The 18,301-nt window shown below is 44.5% G+C and carries 11 protein-coding genes; 1 reads left to right on the forward strand and 10 read right to left on the reverse strand.

What is annotated here, in order from left to right; all coding sequences use genetic code 11:
- Positions 1-10: 10 nt before the first annotated feature.
- A complete protein-coding gene (locus AC58QT_RS14035) occupies positions 11-1,165 on the forward strand; it encodes a glycoside hydrolase family 88 protein (RefSeq protein WP_497409513.1) in 1,155 nt (384 codons plus the stop codon).
- Between the two features lie 121 nt (positions 1,166-1,286).
- On the opposite strand, the gene AC58QT_RS14040 is transcribed toward AC58QT_RS14035, so the two are convergent.
- From AC58QT_RS14040 to AC58QT_RS14085, 10 genes are all read right to left on the reverse strand, one after another.
- The gene (locus AC58QT_RS14040; protein WP_497409514.1) at positions 1,287-2,951 is read right to left on the reverse strand and encodes a ribulokinase; all 1,665 of its coding nucleotides are present in this window, start codon (positions 2,949-2,951) and stop codon (positions 1,287-1,289) included.
- Positions 2,952-2,970: 19 nt separating this feature from the next.
- Positions 2,971-4,560, reverse strand: coding sequence for an extracellular solute-binding protein (locus tag AC58QT_RS14045; protein ID WP_497409515.1), 1,590 nt, complete (start codon positions 4,558-4,560; stop codon positions 2,971-2,973).
- Positions 4,561-4,718: 158 nt separating this feature from the next.
- Positions 4,719-7,046, reverse strand: a complete 2,328-nt coding sequence (locus AC58QT_RS14050; protein WP_497409724.1) for an AraC family transcriptional regulator — start codon at positions 7,044-7,046, stop codon at positions 4,719-4,721.
- 245 nt (positions 7,047-7,291) lie between these two features.
- Positions 7,292-10,495 (reverse strand): alpha-mannosidase, encoded by a 3,204-nt coding sequence (locus AC58QT_RS14055; protein ID WP_497409516.1) that lies wholly within the window; start codon positions 10,493-10,495, stop codon positions 7,292-7,294.
- Between the two features lie 27 nt (positions 10,496-10,522).
- On the reverse strand, positions 10,523-11,455 hold the full coding sequence (locus tag AC58QT_RS14060; RefSeq protein WP_497409517.1) for a dihydrodipicolinate synthase family protein: 933 nt from the start codon (positions 11,453-11,455) through the stop codon (positions 10,523-10,525).
- Between the two features lie 16 nt (positions 11,456-11,471).
- Complete coding sequence (locus AC58QT_RS14065; RefSeq protein ID WP_497409518.1) at positions 11,472-13,973, reverse strand: alpha-mannosidase; 2,502 nt, start codon at positions 13,971-13,973, stop codon at positions 11,472-11,474.
- 33 nt (positions 13,974-14,006) lie between these two features.
- Positions 14,007-14,882, reverse strand: a complete 876-nt coding sequence (locus AC58QT_RS14070; RefSeq protein ID WP_310499785.1) for a carbohydrate ABC transporter permease — start codon at positions 14,880-14,882, stop codon at positions 14,007-14,009.
- 15 nt (positions 14,883-14,897) lie between these two features.
- Positions 14,898-15,809 (reverse strand): ABC transporter permease, encoded by a 912-nt coding sequence (locus AC58QT_RS14075; RefSeq protein WP_497409519.1) that lies wholly within the window; start codon positions 15,807-15,809, stop codon positions 14,898-14,900.
- 81 nt (positions 15,810-15,890) lie between these two features.
- Positions 15,891-17,510: an extracellular solute-binding protein gene (locus tag AC58QT_RS14080; RefSeq protein WP_497409520.1), complete on the reverse strand. Its 1,620-nt coding sequence runs from the start codon at positions 17,508-17,510 to the stop codon at positions 15,891-15,893.
- Between the two features lie 235 nt (positions 17,511-17,745).
- Positions 17,746-18,243: a NanQ anomerase/TabA/YiaL family protein gene (locus AC58QT_RS14085; RefSeq protein ID WP_497409521.1), complete on the reverse strand. Its 498-nt coding sequence runs from the start codon at positions 18,241-18,243 to the stop codon at positions 17,746-17,748.
- Positions 18,244-18,301: the final 58 nt, after the last annotated feature.

An 18,301-nucleotide genomic window follows, 5' to 3' on the forward strand; every position in this document is an offset into this window, starting at 1 on the left:
CAGAATGATCATGAGCGTCTCAGTGCATATGCCAGATAAACAAGTTATCACAGCAGAAATTGAAGCCATTATTCGAAAAATGGATACCAATATGCTTAAATTTCAAAACAAGTTTCCCCATAAATCAGCCACTGGAAATTACTCAGATTCTCTCAATTTGGATGGAAACTGGACCGGGTCGTTTTGGACGGGAATGGTACTGCTCGCTTATGTGTATACAGAGGATAAGAAATACTTGGATTATCTATTCAATTATATGCCTGTATTCCGTCAGAGACTGGAAACCGGCTATAAGGACCATGACCTAGGTTTCTTGTATCAGCTGTACGCGACTGCCTTGTATAAAATCACAGGAAATGAAGAGGCCAAGATCTTGGCCATGCAAGCCGGGGATGAGCTTCTGAAAAGATATAATCCCCTAGGAAAATTTATACGCGCTTGGGAAAGACTCGAAGTAGAAGATCGCAAAGGAAAGCTCATCATGGATTGTATGATGAATCTCCCTCTACTCTACTGCGCTTCGGAAATTTCAGGGGAAAATAAATATTTCCAGGCCGCCGAGGGGCACGCAGCTACCACAAGTCAATATTGTATACGCGAAGATTATTCAACGTACCATACTTATGATTTCAATCCCTATACCGGTGAACCTGTCGGGGGCTTCAATGAAGGAGGCTACTCCGATGAATCTGCTTGGTCAAGAGGCCAGGCCTGGGGAATCTATGGTTTTGCCCTTTCCTATGAGCATACCGGCCAAGACAAGTACCTAACAGCGGCAGAAAACCTTGCGAACTATTACCTGAACAACCTGCCGCAAGATGTCATCCCTTACTGGGATTTCAAACTTCCCGACTTTACGAATGCCCTGAAAGATGCTTCAGCCGCTTCGATCGCTGCTAGCGGAATGCTGGATATCGCGGCGTTGGAGCCTGACGCTGAAAAAGCTCAAATCTATCAAGCATCTGCCTACAAAATTATGGAATCCTTGAGAACCAACTATTCAAAAGCTATGGATCCGACGGTGGAGGGCATTTTGCCAAATTGTTTTGTGCGGGATTCCACATTAGGTGAGATGCATAGCTATACCATATGGGGAGACTATTATTATCTAGAACTGCTTATGAAAGCAGTAGGTATTAACCCTAAATTGTGGACTTTAAAGTAATAGAAGCAAGGTACATGTAACTTGCGCTTCTTGTTTTTCAAAAAGCTGTAATAACCTATCGAATGTTCATTCGATAGGTTATTTTTGAGAGCAGCTACAACGATGGCGATGCGAGTTCTTCTTACTTTAGTTGAATCCGCTTCAATGCCTTCATCACATCAAAGCCACCTCGCCCGAACAGTTCATGTAGACGATTATATTCCATGTATAATTCATCATATACATAGCTATGTTCAAGATTCGGCTTATAGCTTTCTTGACGAACACGCGTCATACGAGAAGCCGCTTCCACAATACTCTCATAGCCGCCTCGTTCCGTACCAGCAGCAACTGCACCAAAAATAGCTGCACCAAGTGCTGTCGTTTGCGTTGAATCAGCCACCTTAATCTCACGGCCAGTCACATCTGCAAAGATTTGCATAAGCAGTCGATTGCGCTCAGGCAGACCACCGCATGCAATCAGTTCGTTCACCTTTACTCCAGCTTGCTCAAATGTCTCAATAATTTTTCGTGTACCAAAAGCTGCCGCTTCCAACAGGCAACGGTAGATGTCTTGCGGCTTTGTCTGCAAGGTCATTCCAACCAGCAGTCCACTCAAATCCGTATCGACGAGTACCGAACGGTTCCCATTCCACCAATCCAAGGCAAGCAAACCTGTCTGTCCGGGTTTCAACTCCCTTGCCAGTTTCTCCAAATACGTATGTACACTAATGCCTTCTTTCGCAGCTTCTACCTTCACATAGTCGGGTACGCCCTGCTCAACAAACCAACCGAATAAATCACCGACTGCTGGTTGTCCCGCTTCATAGCCAAACAATCCAGGAATAATCCCGTCCTCTACGACTCCGCAAATGCCTTCAGCATGGATTTCTTTATCACTCAACAGCATGTGACATAAAGAGGTTCCCATCGCCATCACCATTTGGCCAGCATACACTGCCCCTGAACCCGCTACTCCAGCATGTGCGTCAATGATCCCGACAGCTACCGCAGTGCCAGGTTCAAGTCCCAGCATGGCTGCCCCTTCCGCAGTCAGCTCGCCTGCTTTAGAGCCAAGCGTACAGATCTCACCCTGCAACTTGGTTTCGACGAAATGTTCAAGCCTAGGATCCAATGCTTGAAAAAAGTCCTTGGACGGATAGCCATCCGTCTTATGCCACAAAGCTTTATAACCCGCGCAGCAACTGCTTCGAATCGCACTCGAGGTTAGCTGTAGAACAACCCAATCTGCCGCTTCCATGATGCGATCCGCTTTATCATAAATCACTGGCGCTTCATTCAGAATTTGCCACGCCTTGGCTACCATCCATTCGGATGAGGTTTTTCCGCCATAACGGCGTAAGAAGGAAGCTTCCAAGCGCTCCGCTGTTTCATTAATCCGATTGGCTTCTTCCTGCGCCGCGTGATGCTTCCACAGCTTGACATAAGCGTGAGGCTCATTCTGGAACTCCTCTTGGAAGCATAATGGCTCTCCCTTTTCATCAACAGGAAGTACTGTACACGCTGTAAAATCAATCCCGATTCCGATCACTTGCTTCGGATTAATACCTGAGCTCTGCAGCACAGCCGGCACGGAATGTCTTAATACGGCCAAATAGTCATCAGGCTGCTGAAGTGCCCAATCGGATTCCAACGCGATATCGGAATTCGGCAGACGCTCGTCGATCACACCGTGCGGGTAGCGCGTTACATGCGCCGCTATTTCTTCCCCATTTTCAATATCCACAAGAAGTACTCGTCCGGATTCCGTTCCGTAATCGATACCAATCGCGTACTTTTTCGTCATCGCCTACACACCATCCTAGTTATTTACTCACTCTAGCCAATGCATCGTTGTAAATTTTTTCAATTTCAGATGCGCCTTTTTCTTGGCATTGCTTGATGAAACTATCCCAATCATTCAAGGCTTCGTCATGGATAATGAACTTGTCCATATTCATCGTGACAAACGTATCCAACTGTGTGCGGAGCTGCTTCAGCTTCTCTCGTTCTTCTTTATTAAAAGGGGGATCATTCACTTCTCTGAAATTAATCCCATCAGCCAGATCCTTGATCGCTTTCTCAGACCACTTGATGAGATCAGGAGAGGAAGAAGGAACAAGCGGATGATCATCCGAATGCAAGGCTAAACCAAGGTAACCCGTTCCAAGCGCAGATTGCATCGCTCGGAATGGATCCTGTTTATCCTTGAACTTGGCTTGCGTTTGTTCAGAAATCTTATATTCCCCGCCAACAAGCGTGTAATCAACATTTTCTACACCAAAGCTCGTCAGGTTCGTCCCCTCGTCGCCATACATCCAGTCGATCAGCTGGATCACTTCTTCCGGATTTTTCACCTTGGCATTGACCGCATACATTTCACCCAGATGATCAAGTTGGTAAACGTAATTACGTCTGCCCCCAGTATAACTTGCCATAGCTGGCAATAATTCGAACTTGGCACTAGCGTTTTGAGACTGGAGTGCCTTGTTGAAATTACCACCAAAGCCGTTGTTGTCTTGGTAGAAGAACGATTTGCCGGTGCTTAATTTCTCCTGCCACGCTTGCGAGGTTGCAACGGAATAATCCGGATCTAGCAGTTTTTCCTTGTACAGCTTATGCAGAAAAGTAATGGCTTCCTTGAACTCGGGTGAATATGGCCCAAACTTATACTTCTTGGAAGTCGGTTCGAAATAAATTTTAGTCCCCGCGATATTGGTATATCCGCTGCCAAAACCGAAAGCAATCGGATTAATCAGATTCTCCGTACCTGTTTTTCCATTCGCTGCGCGGCTAGTAAAAGGATAAGAATCAGGATAAGCCTGTTTCAGTTTTTTGAGCACTTGATAGAGTTCCTCATACGTTGTCGGCGTCTTTATATTGTGCTTCGCCAATAAATCCGTACGAATCATTGGAAGCTGACCGGACTGTAAACTCCATTTGGTTAACAGCGGAAAGCCGTACAGCTTATCATCGACTTTCGTCTTATTGATCTCAGGTTTCTGGCTGATCAGCTTACGAAAATTAGGCATCCGATCCAAGTAAGGCGTGAGATCGAGGAAAACACCTGAATCCGCGTAATTCAATAAATCATTCTGATTGACCATAATTACATCGGGCAAAGCCTTCGTCGCAATAAGCGTCTTCTTCTTGTCCTCATAATTGCTTTGCGGCACACTTTGTAAGTCTAGCTTGACATTTTTTCGTTTTGCGATTTCTTCTAAAATGACTGAATTAACATGTAACGCTTGAGAAGAATGCTCATATCTCATCCATGAGAGCGTTCTCTGGTTAGCTGAATCTGTCGTACGCTTAGACAAGGATAGATCGTCCGTGTTGTTGCAACCTGCCATTAGACTTCCGACTAATACCAGTGAGCAGCAAGCGGAAAGCATTTTTCTTATGTGAATAGCCACGTTGTCCCCCCTCAAAATCTTAAATTTGCACTGGTAGTGCTAGTTTACGTGCTTATCTACGTGCAAGGAAAGAACCAAAACAGCAGGGAATGAACCGTATTTCCACATCCAACACGATGATTCATTATTCCCTTATGGTTCAAGAAACCACATAACACCTACTTTTCTTTAACTCCGTGAGCACTGCGATATTCATTGGGCGAAATGCCTTCATATTTTTTGAACAAGCGAAGGAAGGTTGTTCGGCTGAATATGCCGATTTTATCCGCGATATCACTGATTTTCATATCTGTGTTCACTAGCAATTCTCGCGCTTTAGCAATCCGAACCAAACTGATATAGTCCGAAATATTCGTTCCTGTCGACTCTTTAAACATGCGTGAGACATACTTCGCGGATAGTCCGATTTCACCCGCGATCACTTCAAGATATAAATCTTGCTCATAATGTTTCTCAATATAATCAGTAATAAATGAAACTAATGTACCCGATTTACTTTCAGGCTTAGAAAATGTCTTGGCAATGATTTTATCGTAAAAATCAATGATCTGTTTCAATCTGCGATCCAGCTCACTTGGCAATAATTCCGGCTGGCTCAAGCTTGCATGTTCATGGTCATCAAGAAAATCGTAGACACTCTGTTTCTTATCCGTTATATAGCGATTCCCTGTTTTAAAGAATTCCACAAGCAAAGCCCCGAGATAGTGAAAAGACACCCCCCTTGATTTGTTCAAAGCAATGATGCCTTCCAACTCAGCCTTAACACCCTCGATGTCGCCTGATTTTAAGCTGTTGACGATTTTATTTTCATCTAGGAACGAGTAATAATAATTTTGTTCGATTTCAAAATGGTTCGCATCCAGAATGTCCATCTTGGAAGCATCTGTCCGCTTATCGATTGCCGTAATCGCATCGCTATAAGACTTGGAAAACTCTTCAATTTTTTCATACGTTTTACCTAGACCAATAATGAGCTCGCAATAAATCATGTCATACGCGAAAGTAGTTTTAATCATCTCAAGACCTTGTTCAAGTTGCTCACGATCTTCCTCACTCTTTAAATTGACCATACACACATATAAGTTAGGCTCGTATTCGGTTAAATAACAGTTCACGTATTTTTTCATAATGCCCAGAAGCAAACGCTTCATCTTTTCCAAAATTAATAACCGATCCGCTTCCACAATCTCATGGTAAAATCGATCCTTAAAATCAATGATAAAGCAGCAGCATAAATAACTGCCGTCTTGGAAATCAATTTCTTTTAAGATCGTGTTCACGGAATACGGATGCGGTCCTCGATATCCTTTTAACAAATTGGTGAAAAACTGTTCGAGAATTTCTTCCGAGAATGTACTAATTTTAATATTGTCATCCATATGCCGTTGGATCAGTTGATTGACGCTGTTTCCAATCATTTGAAGCTCGCCGCTGCGGCGCGTTTCCTGTTGCCATTCATCCGCGTTATCGTTTTTTTGCAAAATATCTCGAATATTTTTAATTGGATTATATAAGCGGAAACTAAAAATGAAAGAGAAAGCCACGCCAACGACAAGTAAGCTGATACAAATCCAGATGATCAAAGTTAAAATGCTGGAAGACTCCTGGTTAAAGGCATGTACAGGGGTAATGGAGATATACTTCCAACCGTAATCGGAAGTGGTCTGAACGAGCCAGCTTTGCTCATCACCGTTCTTAAACGCATGATTGCTTTGCTTTTCTGGTGAAGCCAAAGCGATAATATCATTTTCTGCCCTCTCATCTAACCCGCTGCTATGCAAAATCACGTTATTATTTTTATCTAGCACCATATACTGGGTAGCCGCGAAAATAGAGTTGTTGTGCAAGGTGGACTGGATCGTAGGAATCGAGATGGTGGTTACCATCGTCGCTAAATGTCCACTCAAATATTGCGTTGTTACACTTGGAATTACTTCACGATACGTATTCATATCCGCATTGACCACTCGGGTAGGTTTCAGTAATTCGAATAAGCTGCTTTGATGTAAGCGTTCTCGCCAAAAATCTTTATTGAAGTCCTCGAATTTATAAAACTTGTCAAAAAATACATCAAAATCAGCGATACCATCACTGAGATAAATACGTTGATCATCTACAAATATAAAAATATTATCGACAAAATGGCTGATCGGATTTCGGTTCCCTGCAATCGCTCTCAAAATGGACGGCAATTTGACTTTCTCTTCATCCGATAGTAAGGGATACGGCCGCAATGATTGCTGGATCGTCTCGCTGAGCAGCAAACTATTGTTGGTGGACTGAGCCATGCTTAAATAAATATCAATGGTTTTGGAAGAAGCACTCAAGTTATCTGTCAGCTTCTCAGAAGTATCCTTCTTTATGATCTGATCTGCGTTAAAATAGGTGATGATACCAATAATGACAATTGGGATTAGTAAAGAGACGAAATAAAGCAGAATCTTAAAGAAAAGTCTATTTTTAGTCCAGGATTGCTTCAGATGCATCCAATTCAAAACAAATTCCCCCAATGATTTCGTATATAAAAACTGTGCCGCCTGTAAGAGATGGAAATGGCCAAGGCTGCGCCAAGTTAGCGTTTTCAAATTAACTATATATCATATTTTCACCAAAGACTAAATAAGTCCTGTTTAGAAGGTTATGCAATTTCTGGGACATAGTAGAAAACGCAGAGACCAACGTGCATAGTCTCTGCGTTTGTATGGGATGAATTTTACTAATTATGGTTGAATTAGGCCAAGAAAATACGAAACGTTTTCAATTCATATGGGTTGAAACATGCGGTAAATGCTATGTCACTATGTGAAACAGCTTGCTCTTCACGCTCCATGAGGTTAACTTCCTCCACCTTAGCAATGTTGAAACCTGATCTGAAGTTTACGCTTCCACGCTTGTTTCCAAATTCGTAACACCGAACAATCCATGCGTCGGAGTCCTCCGCCTTTTTGATTGTATCCACGATTACGTTTTCACCATCACATTCAAAGAAGCTCATTGAAGCCGGCATTGCATGTTCCGAATCTGCGTTGCACTCAGACAGTTTCACGACAGAAGTTGGGATGTTCAACTTGTGTGCTTCGAGTGAAGTTCCAGCTGTATACCAGTCACCGTCATGCGGCAGGAGGGAATACGTAAATGTATGTTCGCCAAGATCAGCCGTCGGGTCGGGATTGATCGCTGATTTAAGTAATGTCAAGCGCATCACGTTGTCCCGCACATCATGACCGTATTTGCAATCATTCAAGAGGCTTAACCCAAACCCTCTTTCTGATAAGTCAATCCATCGATGCGCACACGTTTCAAAACTAGCCAAATCCCAGCTAGTATTCCAGTGTGTCGGACGTTCCACGTTTCCGAATTGGATCTCATACGTCGCTTTTGTAGCCCGTACATCAACAGGAAATGCTACTTTCAACAATTGCTGCCGCTCCTGCCAATTAACCCATGTTTTGAAATCAATGCGAGGATTGTCCGGATAAAGTACCATGTCTTGTACCAGTTGGGACTGCTCATACCTCCATGCAAACCGGATGACGGTGCGGAGATTGCCCTGCTCTATGATTTCGACCGAAGTCAAATCCGTAATGTTTCGCACTTTTTCGTAATAGAAAATGTCAATATCCCAAGCATCGTTGGCAAGCGGTTTATCCTCATGAACGTCGAATCGATTACCGAGCTCGCCTGGCAGGAGCACGTCTCTAAACACCCGTTTATCGAACAACCGAGTCAGTTGTCCCTGTGGGTTCCACTCGATTTCATAGAAAGGTGTTGAAGCTGAACAGCTCGTAGCACGAATCAAATTCTCAACCACACATACATCTTCCGTGTTGTTCTTATAGTGAATCGTTGTATACCCGAACGCAGGAATACGGTCGACCTCAATCAGCAAAACGTTCCCAAGGTTGGGATCGACAGTCATCTGCGTCCGAAGTTCGCGACCTTCCGAGTCATACCAAACTTTTCCTTCGAACTGCGTCTCCCATGTCAGAGCCATATGATCTTTACGCTCCCACGGCAACGTATTCATGACGACCCAGCTTGGAGAAGTCCCACCGCAGATACGTCCAGCAAGTGCTTGCAAGCTTCCCGTTTTCGCCTCCAAGGCCAGCGCTTCGGCCTCCGCATACTCGACACGGCAGTCCTCATACACTTCTGCAATCGATGAGCCTGGCAAAATATCATGAAACTGGTTGCGCAGCACGATCTTCCAACTATCATAGATTTGTGTACTTGGATAATGAGAGAAGCCCGCCAGAGAACCTAAGAAAGTGGAAATCATCTCCGCGTCATGCAACAAATTTTCCATTCGTCGGTTCATCTTTTTGTTGTATGCTTGAGACGTATAAGTGCCGCGATGAAGCTCCAAGTACAGCTCCCCGTCCCACTTGTGCACATAGCGATCCGTACTGTCAACAGTTTCTTCTAGTTGCTTGAAATACTCGTCTGCACGGCCAATTGTTACCTTAGGCAAGCCCGGCATATGTTCTAATCTTCGTCTTACCTCCAGCATCGACCGTGTAGGCCCGCCTCCGCCGTCTCCATAACCAAAGGCGAGCAGCATATTATTGTTCAGCTCTTTATCCTGGTAGTTTTCCCAGACACTGGTTACCGTTTCCGGCGTAACTAGCCCATTATAGGTATAAAATGTGGTGCCAGGCTCAGCATCGGGCGCTGTCGTCGTGATATAATGCGTCAAAATTTTGCTGCCATCAATCCCTTGCCAGTAGAATGTATCATGCGGGAATCGATTGTACACATTCCAACTAATCTTCGTCGTCATGAAATAACGTAGGCCAGCCTTACGCAAAATTTGCGGAAGGGCCCAACTGTAGCCGAACACGTCGGGAAGCCATAAATATTCGCATTTGGCCCCAAACTGCTGTTCGAAATAGCGCATTCCATACAAAAGTTGACGAACTAGCGACTCGCCTGACGGAACGTTGCAATCCGATTCCAACCACATCGCCCCGCCTGCTTCCCAGCGGCCTTCTTTAATCCGATCGGAAATTTGGCTGTAAAGCTCGGGATAGTCCGACTCCAGATAATTGTAAAGCTGCGGCTGTGTCTGCAAGAACGTATATTCTGGAAACTGTTCCATAAAGCGCAGGACCGTGGAGAAGGATCGTGCTGACTTCTCTCTAGTATGCTTTAGACGCCAGAGCCAAGCAACGTCGATATGGGTATGTCCAATACAGTTCACTGTGACTTCGCTATGTTTAGGAATCAGAGCCAGCTCTTCCTTTAGTTTAGCATTCGCTTCTTTCACACTGATATAAAATTTGCCATCTCCGGGAACACGCCAATCAATTAGATGAAAGGCTCTGTCTAGCGCACTTAATAGGCTTTTTTGTTCCCAGCTGTTCTCATTAAGCAATTGAATTGTTTGCAAAACCGTGCTCGCCGTGTAATACAAGTCATCTGTATCTTCCTCAAGAAGAGCAAGCTTAGACATCTGGATACGATGCTCCAGCTCACTCTTATCACCGGTCATGCCGTTTAAACCAGTCCACACTTTAAAGAGCAGCTCAACCTTTTGTCCTATCAGCTTCTCCGGAAAAAACACTTCAGGATGGTTGCCTCCAACTCCTTGATACGGCTCTCCATTCAGATAAATGAGCGATTCGAACCCTGAGTTGTGCCCAGCCCCCGTTTTGCCGAAATCGAATAGCCCTAGCGCCTTCTTCCCTTTCCACTCCGCTGGAATCGTTACCTCTGTTTTTAACCACGCGGTCAAATCCCATCCACTCCAACGTTCGCCAAGAAGGATGGTGCGCCACTCCGCATTCGTAGGCGGCATAGCCGCTACGTTCGCTTCTTCGTCCACCCAAAATTGATAGCTGGAGATCAATCTTGGATCGATATATCGATACTGTTCCAATTCAAAAATTCGTTTTTCCAATTTCTTATCAGCTAAATGGAAGTTTTTAGGGAGCATGGATTTACCTCATTCCTCTATTCGTTCTTATTCAGCAGCAACTGAAAATTGTTGAGATAATTCCTTTGAAAGACGGTAAAGTTGATCAACTTCCACTTTATTCGTGGCTGTAAACTCGTCGTGATTTCTTGCTCGCGAGGTGTAATTCGAACTAATGCCTTCCTTCATCTGATAGTATTTAGCATTTATCGGATACAGTTGACGTTCAATAAATGAAGCCACACTCAGCACATTCATCAAACGCTCCGCTTCTTCCGGCTGCTTTTCCCAATTCTTCATGAGCCACACGTACAGGTCTGGATGGAAATTAGCCATAACCCCGCTGTAACCGTCAATACCAAGCTTCAACGTCTCTAGAAGAGTAGCTGAATTCGCGTTGAAAAGCTTGAGTGGAGATCCCTTAATGACTTCAAGTCGTTCCTTGATTGTCACTGTATCGCAGCAGGTATCCTTTAAGAAGAAAAATCTGCCGGAATCTGCACACCATTTCAAAGTAGCCGGTGTTAATAGACGTTTGTACGGGTATGGGCACTCATAGATGCCAAGCGCAACATGTGCTGGCAGCTGAGCTAGCAACTTTTCGGCATTAGCAATCCACACGTCATCGGACTCATCCTGAGCTGCCATACGGTTCGAAATCAGGATAACTGCTTCTGCTCCTGTTTCTGACATCGCCGTCAACTCTTTCGCTTGGTCTTCAATCGCGTCTGCCGTGTGGCCTGAAGCAATCACGGGAACTCTTCCTGCAGCTTTCTCCACCACAAAAGTGGCAAGTTTCACGCGCTCTTCTAAACTTAGGAAGAACATTTCACTGGATTGACAAACCGCAAATAATCCGTCTACCTTGTTTTGAATAAACCATTCGACCAAACGCCCCATTGCCTCATAGTCGATTTCTCCGGATTCATTATATAAAGTAATCATCGTTGGCCAAACGCCGTTAGGATTATTAATTTTCATAGGATCTCTCTCACTCTCATTTGTTTTTGGTCAATTCCACAAAATTTACTTCTTGGATGGGTTCATGCTCCCCATTCGGGATAAAAAACGTCTTAACTTCACATTTGCCAAACGTGGTTTGCCAGCTGCGATTCAACGTTGGAATGGAAAGTTGCGTCACCGCTTCTCTTCCATAGGTCTCCTGACACCGTAGAACCCAACCGATCCCCTCTTCGGCAGGTTTAAATGCGACAGCAATCACATTGTCCGAAGAGATCGTGATGCCCTCAGATACTTGCGGCAGCGCACCTTCGTGGTACGTTTCCCAAATTTGCATAAGCGGTGCATGTAGTTCGTAAGCTTTGCGTACGACCCCACTATCCTGCCAAGAGCCCGCATGTGGAGAGAGAACATAGTTTAACTCTTGTACGCCCTGATCCATAAACTCCACTTGATCATCGCGTTCACCAAAATGATCGGCATAAATCGGACTGCGTACGACAGTCACTCTGAGTTCATTGCCCAGCACATCATAAGCGTATTTGGTATCGTTGATCAGAGAAAGACCGAACGTTGACGGTTCATTGTTTTCAGTAGTACCAGCCTCTTGCCCCGATATATTTACCCACATTTGGCCGGGCACTTCGTGTCCATTCGTCTGACGCTCAATGAAACCGTAAGGAATTTCAAATATCGCGCGAGGCTGTGTGACATTGACAGGAAAGGCAAGCTTCAGCATTTTGTGCTGTTCTCGCCAATCCAGCTTCACCTTCACATGCACATCCGAACGATCATGCAGTAAGCTGATATCCTGACGAAGAACAGAGTTTCCGTAATAACTAATGACCCTAATCGTCGCCCGCAGCGGTCCCTCTTCAATCACTTTCAATTCCGCTTTATGAAATCGGCCAATCTCCTCCCGATACTGCGCCAGACCATGCCCCCAGGTATCGCTGTGAGTCTCATCCAATACGATCGGTACCGCTCCGTCGCCGTCTAATACTTCTCGGAATCCATTACGCTTGTCGATGATTCGCTTGATGTATCCGGTATCCGCATGAAGCTCGACGTATAGCTGATTGTTCTCCAGCATGCAGCCCGAAGCATGTGCGGCGCCTTCTGGCTCTTTCGTTTCGAACGCTTGATCACGGTAGGCCCAGAATACTTGATAGCCAAATGCCGGGATTCGGCCAGATATTAACGTATCCCATTTATCAGCAATATTCGTTTGCGGCGCCCTAACCGTCTGCAGCGGCAGCGGGTTGCCCGCTGCGTCAGTTACGCCTGCAAGTTTCTTATTGATGGCAATTGGGGCCTCGACTTCCCATGATAACGGGTTAAAGACGACTAACGGCGTGCCGAGATTGCCTTGCTCCCACAGTTGCCAGTCCTTTTCTTTGTTCAATGATGTAACGCCTGGTTTCATGGTATGAATCGACCAGGACATCTTTTGCAGCGCAGCGTTGATCAATTTGGCTCCGATACTTAACGATTCGCCATAAAATTCTTGCACATCGCTATAAGCTTCCTTAATACTGCAGCCGCCCATAATATCATGAAAGTGATTGAACATGACATTTTCCCAAGCCCGATTGAGCGCTTCAAATGGATAATGGAACCCGAGGATGATATTCGCCAGCGTAGCAAACTTCTCGGCTGTCAGCATCCGGTGTTCAACGCGGCGGTTAGCCGCCTTGGATTCCGAATGCGTGGAATAACATCCAACGGCATGCATCTGCATTTCATCCTTAACGACAGGAATATCCGGCCCGATCTGCATCATTTCATTGAAGTAATGGTTAGGCGAGCTCAACCGAATGCCGTCCATATCAGGACGCTGCTGAATTTCATGGATGAGATGAATGTTCTCAATCGTAGGTCCGCCACCGTGATTGCCGACACCATAGAAAGACATGATGGCATGTCCGCTGGATATGGCTGTTTCCCTGTGATTTACGATTTTATCCTCCATGCCGTTCTTTGCCCAATTGCCATAGCTATTAGAAAGTCTGAAAGTCATCACGCGGCTGCCGTCTTCGGACTCCCACCAGAACAAGTCGTGTGGCAACGCCTTTTCATGCGCTTCGGGGCGCATGAATACATACGAGTCCATCCCGCTTTGCTTTAAGATTTGCGGCATCATGCCGTGGTGACCGAACGAGTCGACGTTATAGCCGACATTCGCCATAACTCCAAACTTTTGCAAAAAGTACCGTTGTCCATATAAACTATGCCTTGCAAATGACTCGCCCGACGGTAAGTTGCAGTCTGGCTGAATCCACCAGCCGCCTGTAATGACCCAGCGACCCTCCGCAACGCGCTCTTTGATTTCGGCAAACATTTCAGGCGCATTTTCTTCGATCCACTTGTAGTAAGCGACACAAGCACATGTAAAGACAAAATCAGGGAACTCGTTCAATCGATCCAAAGCAGAACGGAATGTCGCTTTGATCTCCGCATATCCCTCCTGCCAACGCCAAAGCCATACTGGATCCAGATGGGCATTTCCTATTAAGTGCAGCTTCGTTTCGACTGTCATGTTATCCCCTTCGTTCATCATGATGTTTAACGATTAACCTTTTACAGAGCCAAGCATGGCGCCCTGCACAAAATACTTTTGCACAAACGGATAAATAATAAGGACAGGCAAGATCGCAACGAATACGCAGGCATACTTGATGTTTTCTGTCATAACGGACAAGCCCGCCTCTGCCGAGCCAAGCGCAGCTGATTGTGAAGCCATGTCGCCGGCAATCACGATATTGCGTAGAATGATTTGCATCGGGTACAGCTGTTTCTCGTTTAAATAGATCAACGCTGGGAAGAAGCTATTCCAATGTGCGACTGCGTAAAACAGGAACATGGTAGCCATCACAGGCAGCGAGAGTGGAAGTACGATTTTATAAAAAATTCTAAACTCGCCGTATCCGTCAATAACTGCTGACTCATGCAGCGCTTCCGGAATATCTTCGAAAAAAGTTCGCATCAGAATCATATTGAAGACATTGATTGCGGTCGGAATTAAAATGGCCCAAACCGTATTCACCATGCCTAGAGAATGTACGACCATATAACGCGGGATCAACCCGCCATCGAAGAACATGGTAAACACGACAAACAGCGCAAGAAAAGAGCGCCCATACATATGTTTACGTGAAAGCGGATACGCACAAAGCGCTGTCATCAGCAAATTAACGATTACACCAGCACCCGTATAGAAAATAGTATTGAAATACGAACGCACAATGGATGCGTCATTTAAAATAACCTGATAGGCTTTAAAATCGATTTCGACCGGACGCCAAAATACTTCACCGCTGCTCGCTGCCGACCCTGAGCTAATTGAAATGATGCCCATATAATAAAGTGGATATAGGGTAACAAAGATCAATAGCAACATGAAAATAATATTAATCGAATCAAAAAGACTGATTTTCTTGCTTCGCATCTTGATGCCCTCCCACTAAAATAATCTTGATCCATTAATTCTTTTTGCAATTTCATTGGCGGAAACGACCAAAATAAATGAAATTACGGATTGGAAAATACCAACAGCCGAAGCGAAGCTAAAGTCGCTGTCAATCAAGCCTCGACGATACACATAAGTTTGAATCACATCTGCGGTTTCATAGGTAGGTCCGCTGTACATGAGTAGAACTTTCTCAAAACCTACGGAAAGCATTTTGCCTAATGTTAAAAGAAGCATAATGGTCACGACCGTCGAAATACCCGGCAATGTGATGTGAAGCAGTTTGCGCCAACGATTAGCACCGTCTACAGTCGCCGCTTCGTATAGCTGTGGATCAATGGCTGTTAGCGCTGCCAAATAAATAATGGCGTTCCAACCGAGATCTTGCCAAACGCCGGATCCGATAAAAATAGTTCGGAACCATTGCGGCATCGACATAAAGGTTTGCGGTTCCCCGCCAAAAAATTGAATGATTTCATTAAATAAACCGTCGATGGATAAAAAGTTAACCAACATACCAACAACGACAACGGTAGATAAAAAGTGAGGAATATACGTCACGCTTTGCACAATGCGTTTGAAATACTTTTGCGCTAGCTCATTTAGTAACAAGGCAAAGATGAGTGAAGAAGGAAAATTAAAAATGAGTGAATACAGGTTAATAAGTAAAGTGTTGCGAACGACGCTCCAGAAATAGGGATCCGTCAAAAATTGACGAAAATACTTCGTTCCCGCCCATGGGCTTCCAAAAAATCCTTTCACGATTGAGTAATCTTCAAAAGCCATTAAATTCCCGACCATCGGTGCATAGTGAAAAATGAGAAAATAAACAAATGGTAATAAAAAGATCAGATACAAAGGCATGCTTTTACGAATTCTCTTTTTTACTTCCACAGCTGGTAACATATTTCTCCACTCCTTTCTACATATAAAGAGGGCAGGCTGCCCAGGTATCCGTGGTAACCTGCCCATTCACTGATATTTTGCTTACTTCACACGTGCCAAGGCATCGTTGAAGATTTTCACGATATCGTCTGCACCTTTGGCTTTCAATTGTTTCACGAAGTTATCCCAGTCGTTCAGGGCGCCTTCCGTCGTGATGAACTTATCCATGTTTTGTGCTAAGTAAGCGTCAAGTTGTGTACGAAGTTGTTTCAACTTCTCACGCTCATCTTTTGTAAACGGAGGATCGTTCACGAAAGCAACGTTTTCACCTGCAGCTAGATTTTTAGCCGATTTTGCACTCCACTCTGTTACTTCAGGACGGTTCCAAGGAAGCAAGACATGATCGTCATTGCTAATACCAAGACCAAGGTAACCAGCGCCATATTCGGATTGGTAAGCGTATACAGGGCTTGGTTGTTTGTCTTTGTACTTATTCACAATCGCGTCAGTCAACTTGTAATCGCCATTATCGCCAGTGAAGTCTTCGCCTTTAATACCGAAGTTAGTCACCTCGATACCTTCTTGACCGTAGAACCAATCCATGAATTGAACAACTTGCTCAGGATTTTTTACTTTTGCGTTAATCACATAGGATTCAGACAAGTGACCAAGCGCATAAATCAGGTTGCGCTTCGTGCCGCTTGGGGATGACATTGTATCTAGCATGTCAAACTTCGCATTTGGATCTTTCTTTTGAAGATTTTGTGTAAACGTAGTGCCGAAACCGTTATTGTCTTGGAAGTAGAAAGCTTTACCAGAGTTCAGCTTTTCTTGCCAGATTTGAGATGTTGCAGTCGCATAATCCGGATCAAGTAGTTTTTCTTTGTAGAGTTTACGTAAGTAAGTGACAGCATCTTTAAATTCCGGCATGGATGGGCCGAACTTGTACGTTTTATCTTTTGGCTCGTAGTAAACTTTCGTTCCGTTAAATGTGGTGTATCCGCTTCCAAATCCAAAAGCAATCGGATTGATTAAGTTCTCTGTTCCTGTCAGACCGTTTGCAGCACGAGCTGTGAATGGATAGGAATCCGGATTGGCCTCCTTCATTTTCTTAAATACTTGATACAATTCATCATATGTTTTCGGCTTTGGCAAACCTGTTTTCTCCAATACGTCCATACGCATCATAGGAAGTTGTCCGCCGATTTGCTGCCAGTTCGCAACAAGCGGGAACCCGTAAAGCTTATTGTCAATTTTGTTTTTGTTGATCTCAGGCTGAGCAGCGATGACTTTTTTCAAATTCGGCATTTTATCCAAATAAGGTGTCAAATCGAGGAATGTGCCTGAATCTGCAAAGTTTTGAATATCATCTTGTTTAACCAGCATGACGTCTGGCAGCGTATTCGTTGCAATCAACGTTTTCTTCTTATCATCATAGTTACTTTGCGGAACGCTTTGGAGTTCCAATTTCACATTCTTACGCTTCTGAATTTCTTGTACGGCTTTCGAGTTGGCCACGATTGCTTGGGAAGGATGCTCATATCTCATCCACGTTAGGGTTAGCGGCGCCGCTGGTGCCGTTGTGCCCGCAGCTGCTGTCGTTGATTTAGGATCCGTCGTACTAGTAGAAGATGTCGATTCACTATTTCCGCATGCGCTTAATACGGTTGATGCCAAGAGAAGTGATCCGCTTACTGCCATAATCCCCTTTTTAACTTTCATTGAACAAATCCTCCTATGTGTTTGGCTTGCTTTACAATTCGAATCATAGCACACCGTTTTTGCTCTCTAAAATAGCCAAATCGGCGTTTAAAGTACCGTTTCTCCGCTTTTTAGCGCATGATTCATTTCTCCTCTATGATGCAAAAATCCATCCCATCACGGCTTCAAAAAGGAAAGAAGCTAAACGGGGATTAACCGCTTAGCTTCTTGGTCAGTGGAGAAATGAAACAGGGGGTCAAATGGTGCTGCTCGTTATTTCGTGCCAATATTTCTTATGGATTTTGACCACGATTTTCTTGATCTCGGAGCTTTCTCCTGCAAGGCAGCATGGGCGATGAACATCGGTTGGGAAGAAAACCGCAAACATGCCAGCTTGCAAATGAAGCACCGATTCTTCTTTGACGCTATTATCGTAAAACGCGATATCATGTGAATCCAATTTGTCCTCTACAATCTGATGTTGCGGCGACAAACGAGAAACACCGATTTTTTCTTCGCCCGATACTAGAAATTGAATATCAGCGTAAAGTTGATGGGACTCCGGCTTGAAAGAGGATGGATCCTGCGTATTCGTCTCTTGTACGTTGGCAAACATCCATTCACCATCCAGCTCGTACCTCCCGTTTACCGCTTCGCACAGATTGCTGCTTATAACCCAATCGATTCCTTTTTGAATGCAAGCAGGATATAAATGCCTTTCTTCTGCATAATAGCGAATATCTCCTAGAATCATGTGAATACCTCCTAATGGAAAATAAATGGAAACCCCCACCTGCCCAGTAAAAGTCTTA

The sequence above is a fragment of the Paenibacillus sp. J31R109 genome (assembly GCF_059692055.1).

What these genes read in the sequence shown, in the direction of transcription:
- AC58QT_RS14035 (WP_497409513.1), top strand. Translation starts at nt 11, where the DNA reads ATGAGCGTCTCAGTGCATATGCCAGATAAACAAGTTATCACAGCAGAA.
- AC58QT_RS14040 (WP_497409514.1), bottom strand. Translation starts at nt 2,951, where the DNA reads ATGACGAAAAAGTACGCGATTGGTATCGATTACGGAACGGAATCCGGA.
- AC58QT_RS14050 (WP_497409724.1), bottom strand. Translation starts at nt 7,046, where the DNA reads ATGCATCTGAAGCAATCCTGGACTAAAAATAGACTTTTCTTTAAGATT.
- AC58QT_RS14055 (WP_497409516.1), bottom strand. Translation starts at nt 10,495, where the DNA reads ATGCTCCCTAAAAACTTCCATTTAGCTGATAAGAAATTGGAAAAACGA.
- AC58QT_RS14060 (WP_497409517.1), bottom strand. Translation starts at nt 11,455, where the DNA reads ATGAAAATTAATAATCCTAACGGCGTTTGGCCAACGATGATTACTTTA.
- AC58QT_RS14065 (WP_497409518.1), bottom strand. Translation starts at nt 13,973, where the DNA reads ATGACAGTCGAAACGAAGCTGCACTTAATAGGAAATGCCCATCTGGAT.
- AC58QT_RS14070 (WP_310499785.1), bottom strand. Translation starts at nt 14,882, where the DNA reads ATGCGAAGCAAGAAAATCAGTCTTTTTGATTCGATTAATATTATTTTC.
- AC58QT_RS14075 (WP_497409519.1), bottom strand. Translation starts at nt 15,809, where the DNA reads ATGTTACCAGCTGTGGAAGTAAAAAAGAGAATTCGTAAAAGCATGCCT.
- AC58QT_RS14080 (WP_497409520.1), bottom strand. Translation starts at nt 17,510, where the DNA reads ATGAAAGTTAAAAAGGGGATTATGGCAGTAAGCGGATCACTTCTCTTG.
- AC58QT_RS14085 (WP_497409521.1), bottom strand. Translation starts at nt 18,243, where the DNA reads ATGATTCTAGGAGATATTCGCTATTATGCAGAAGAAAGGCATTTATAT.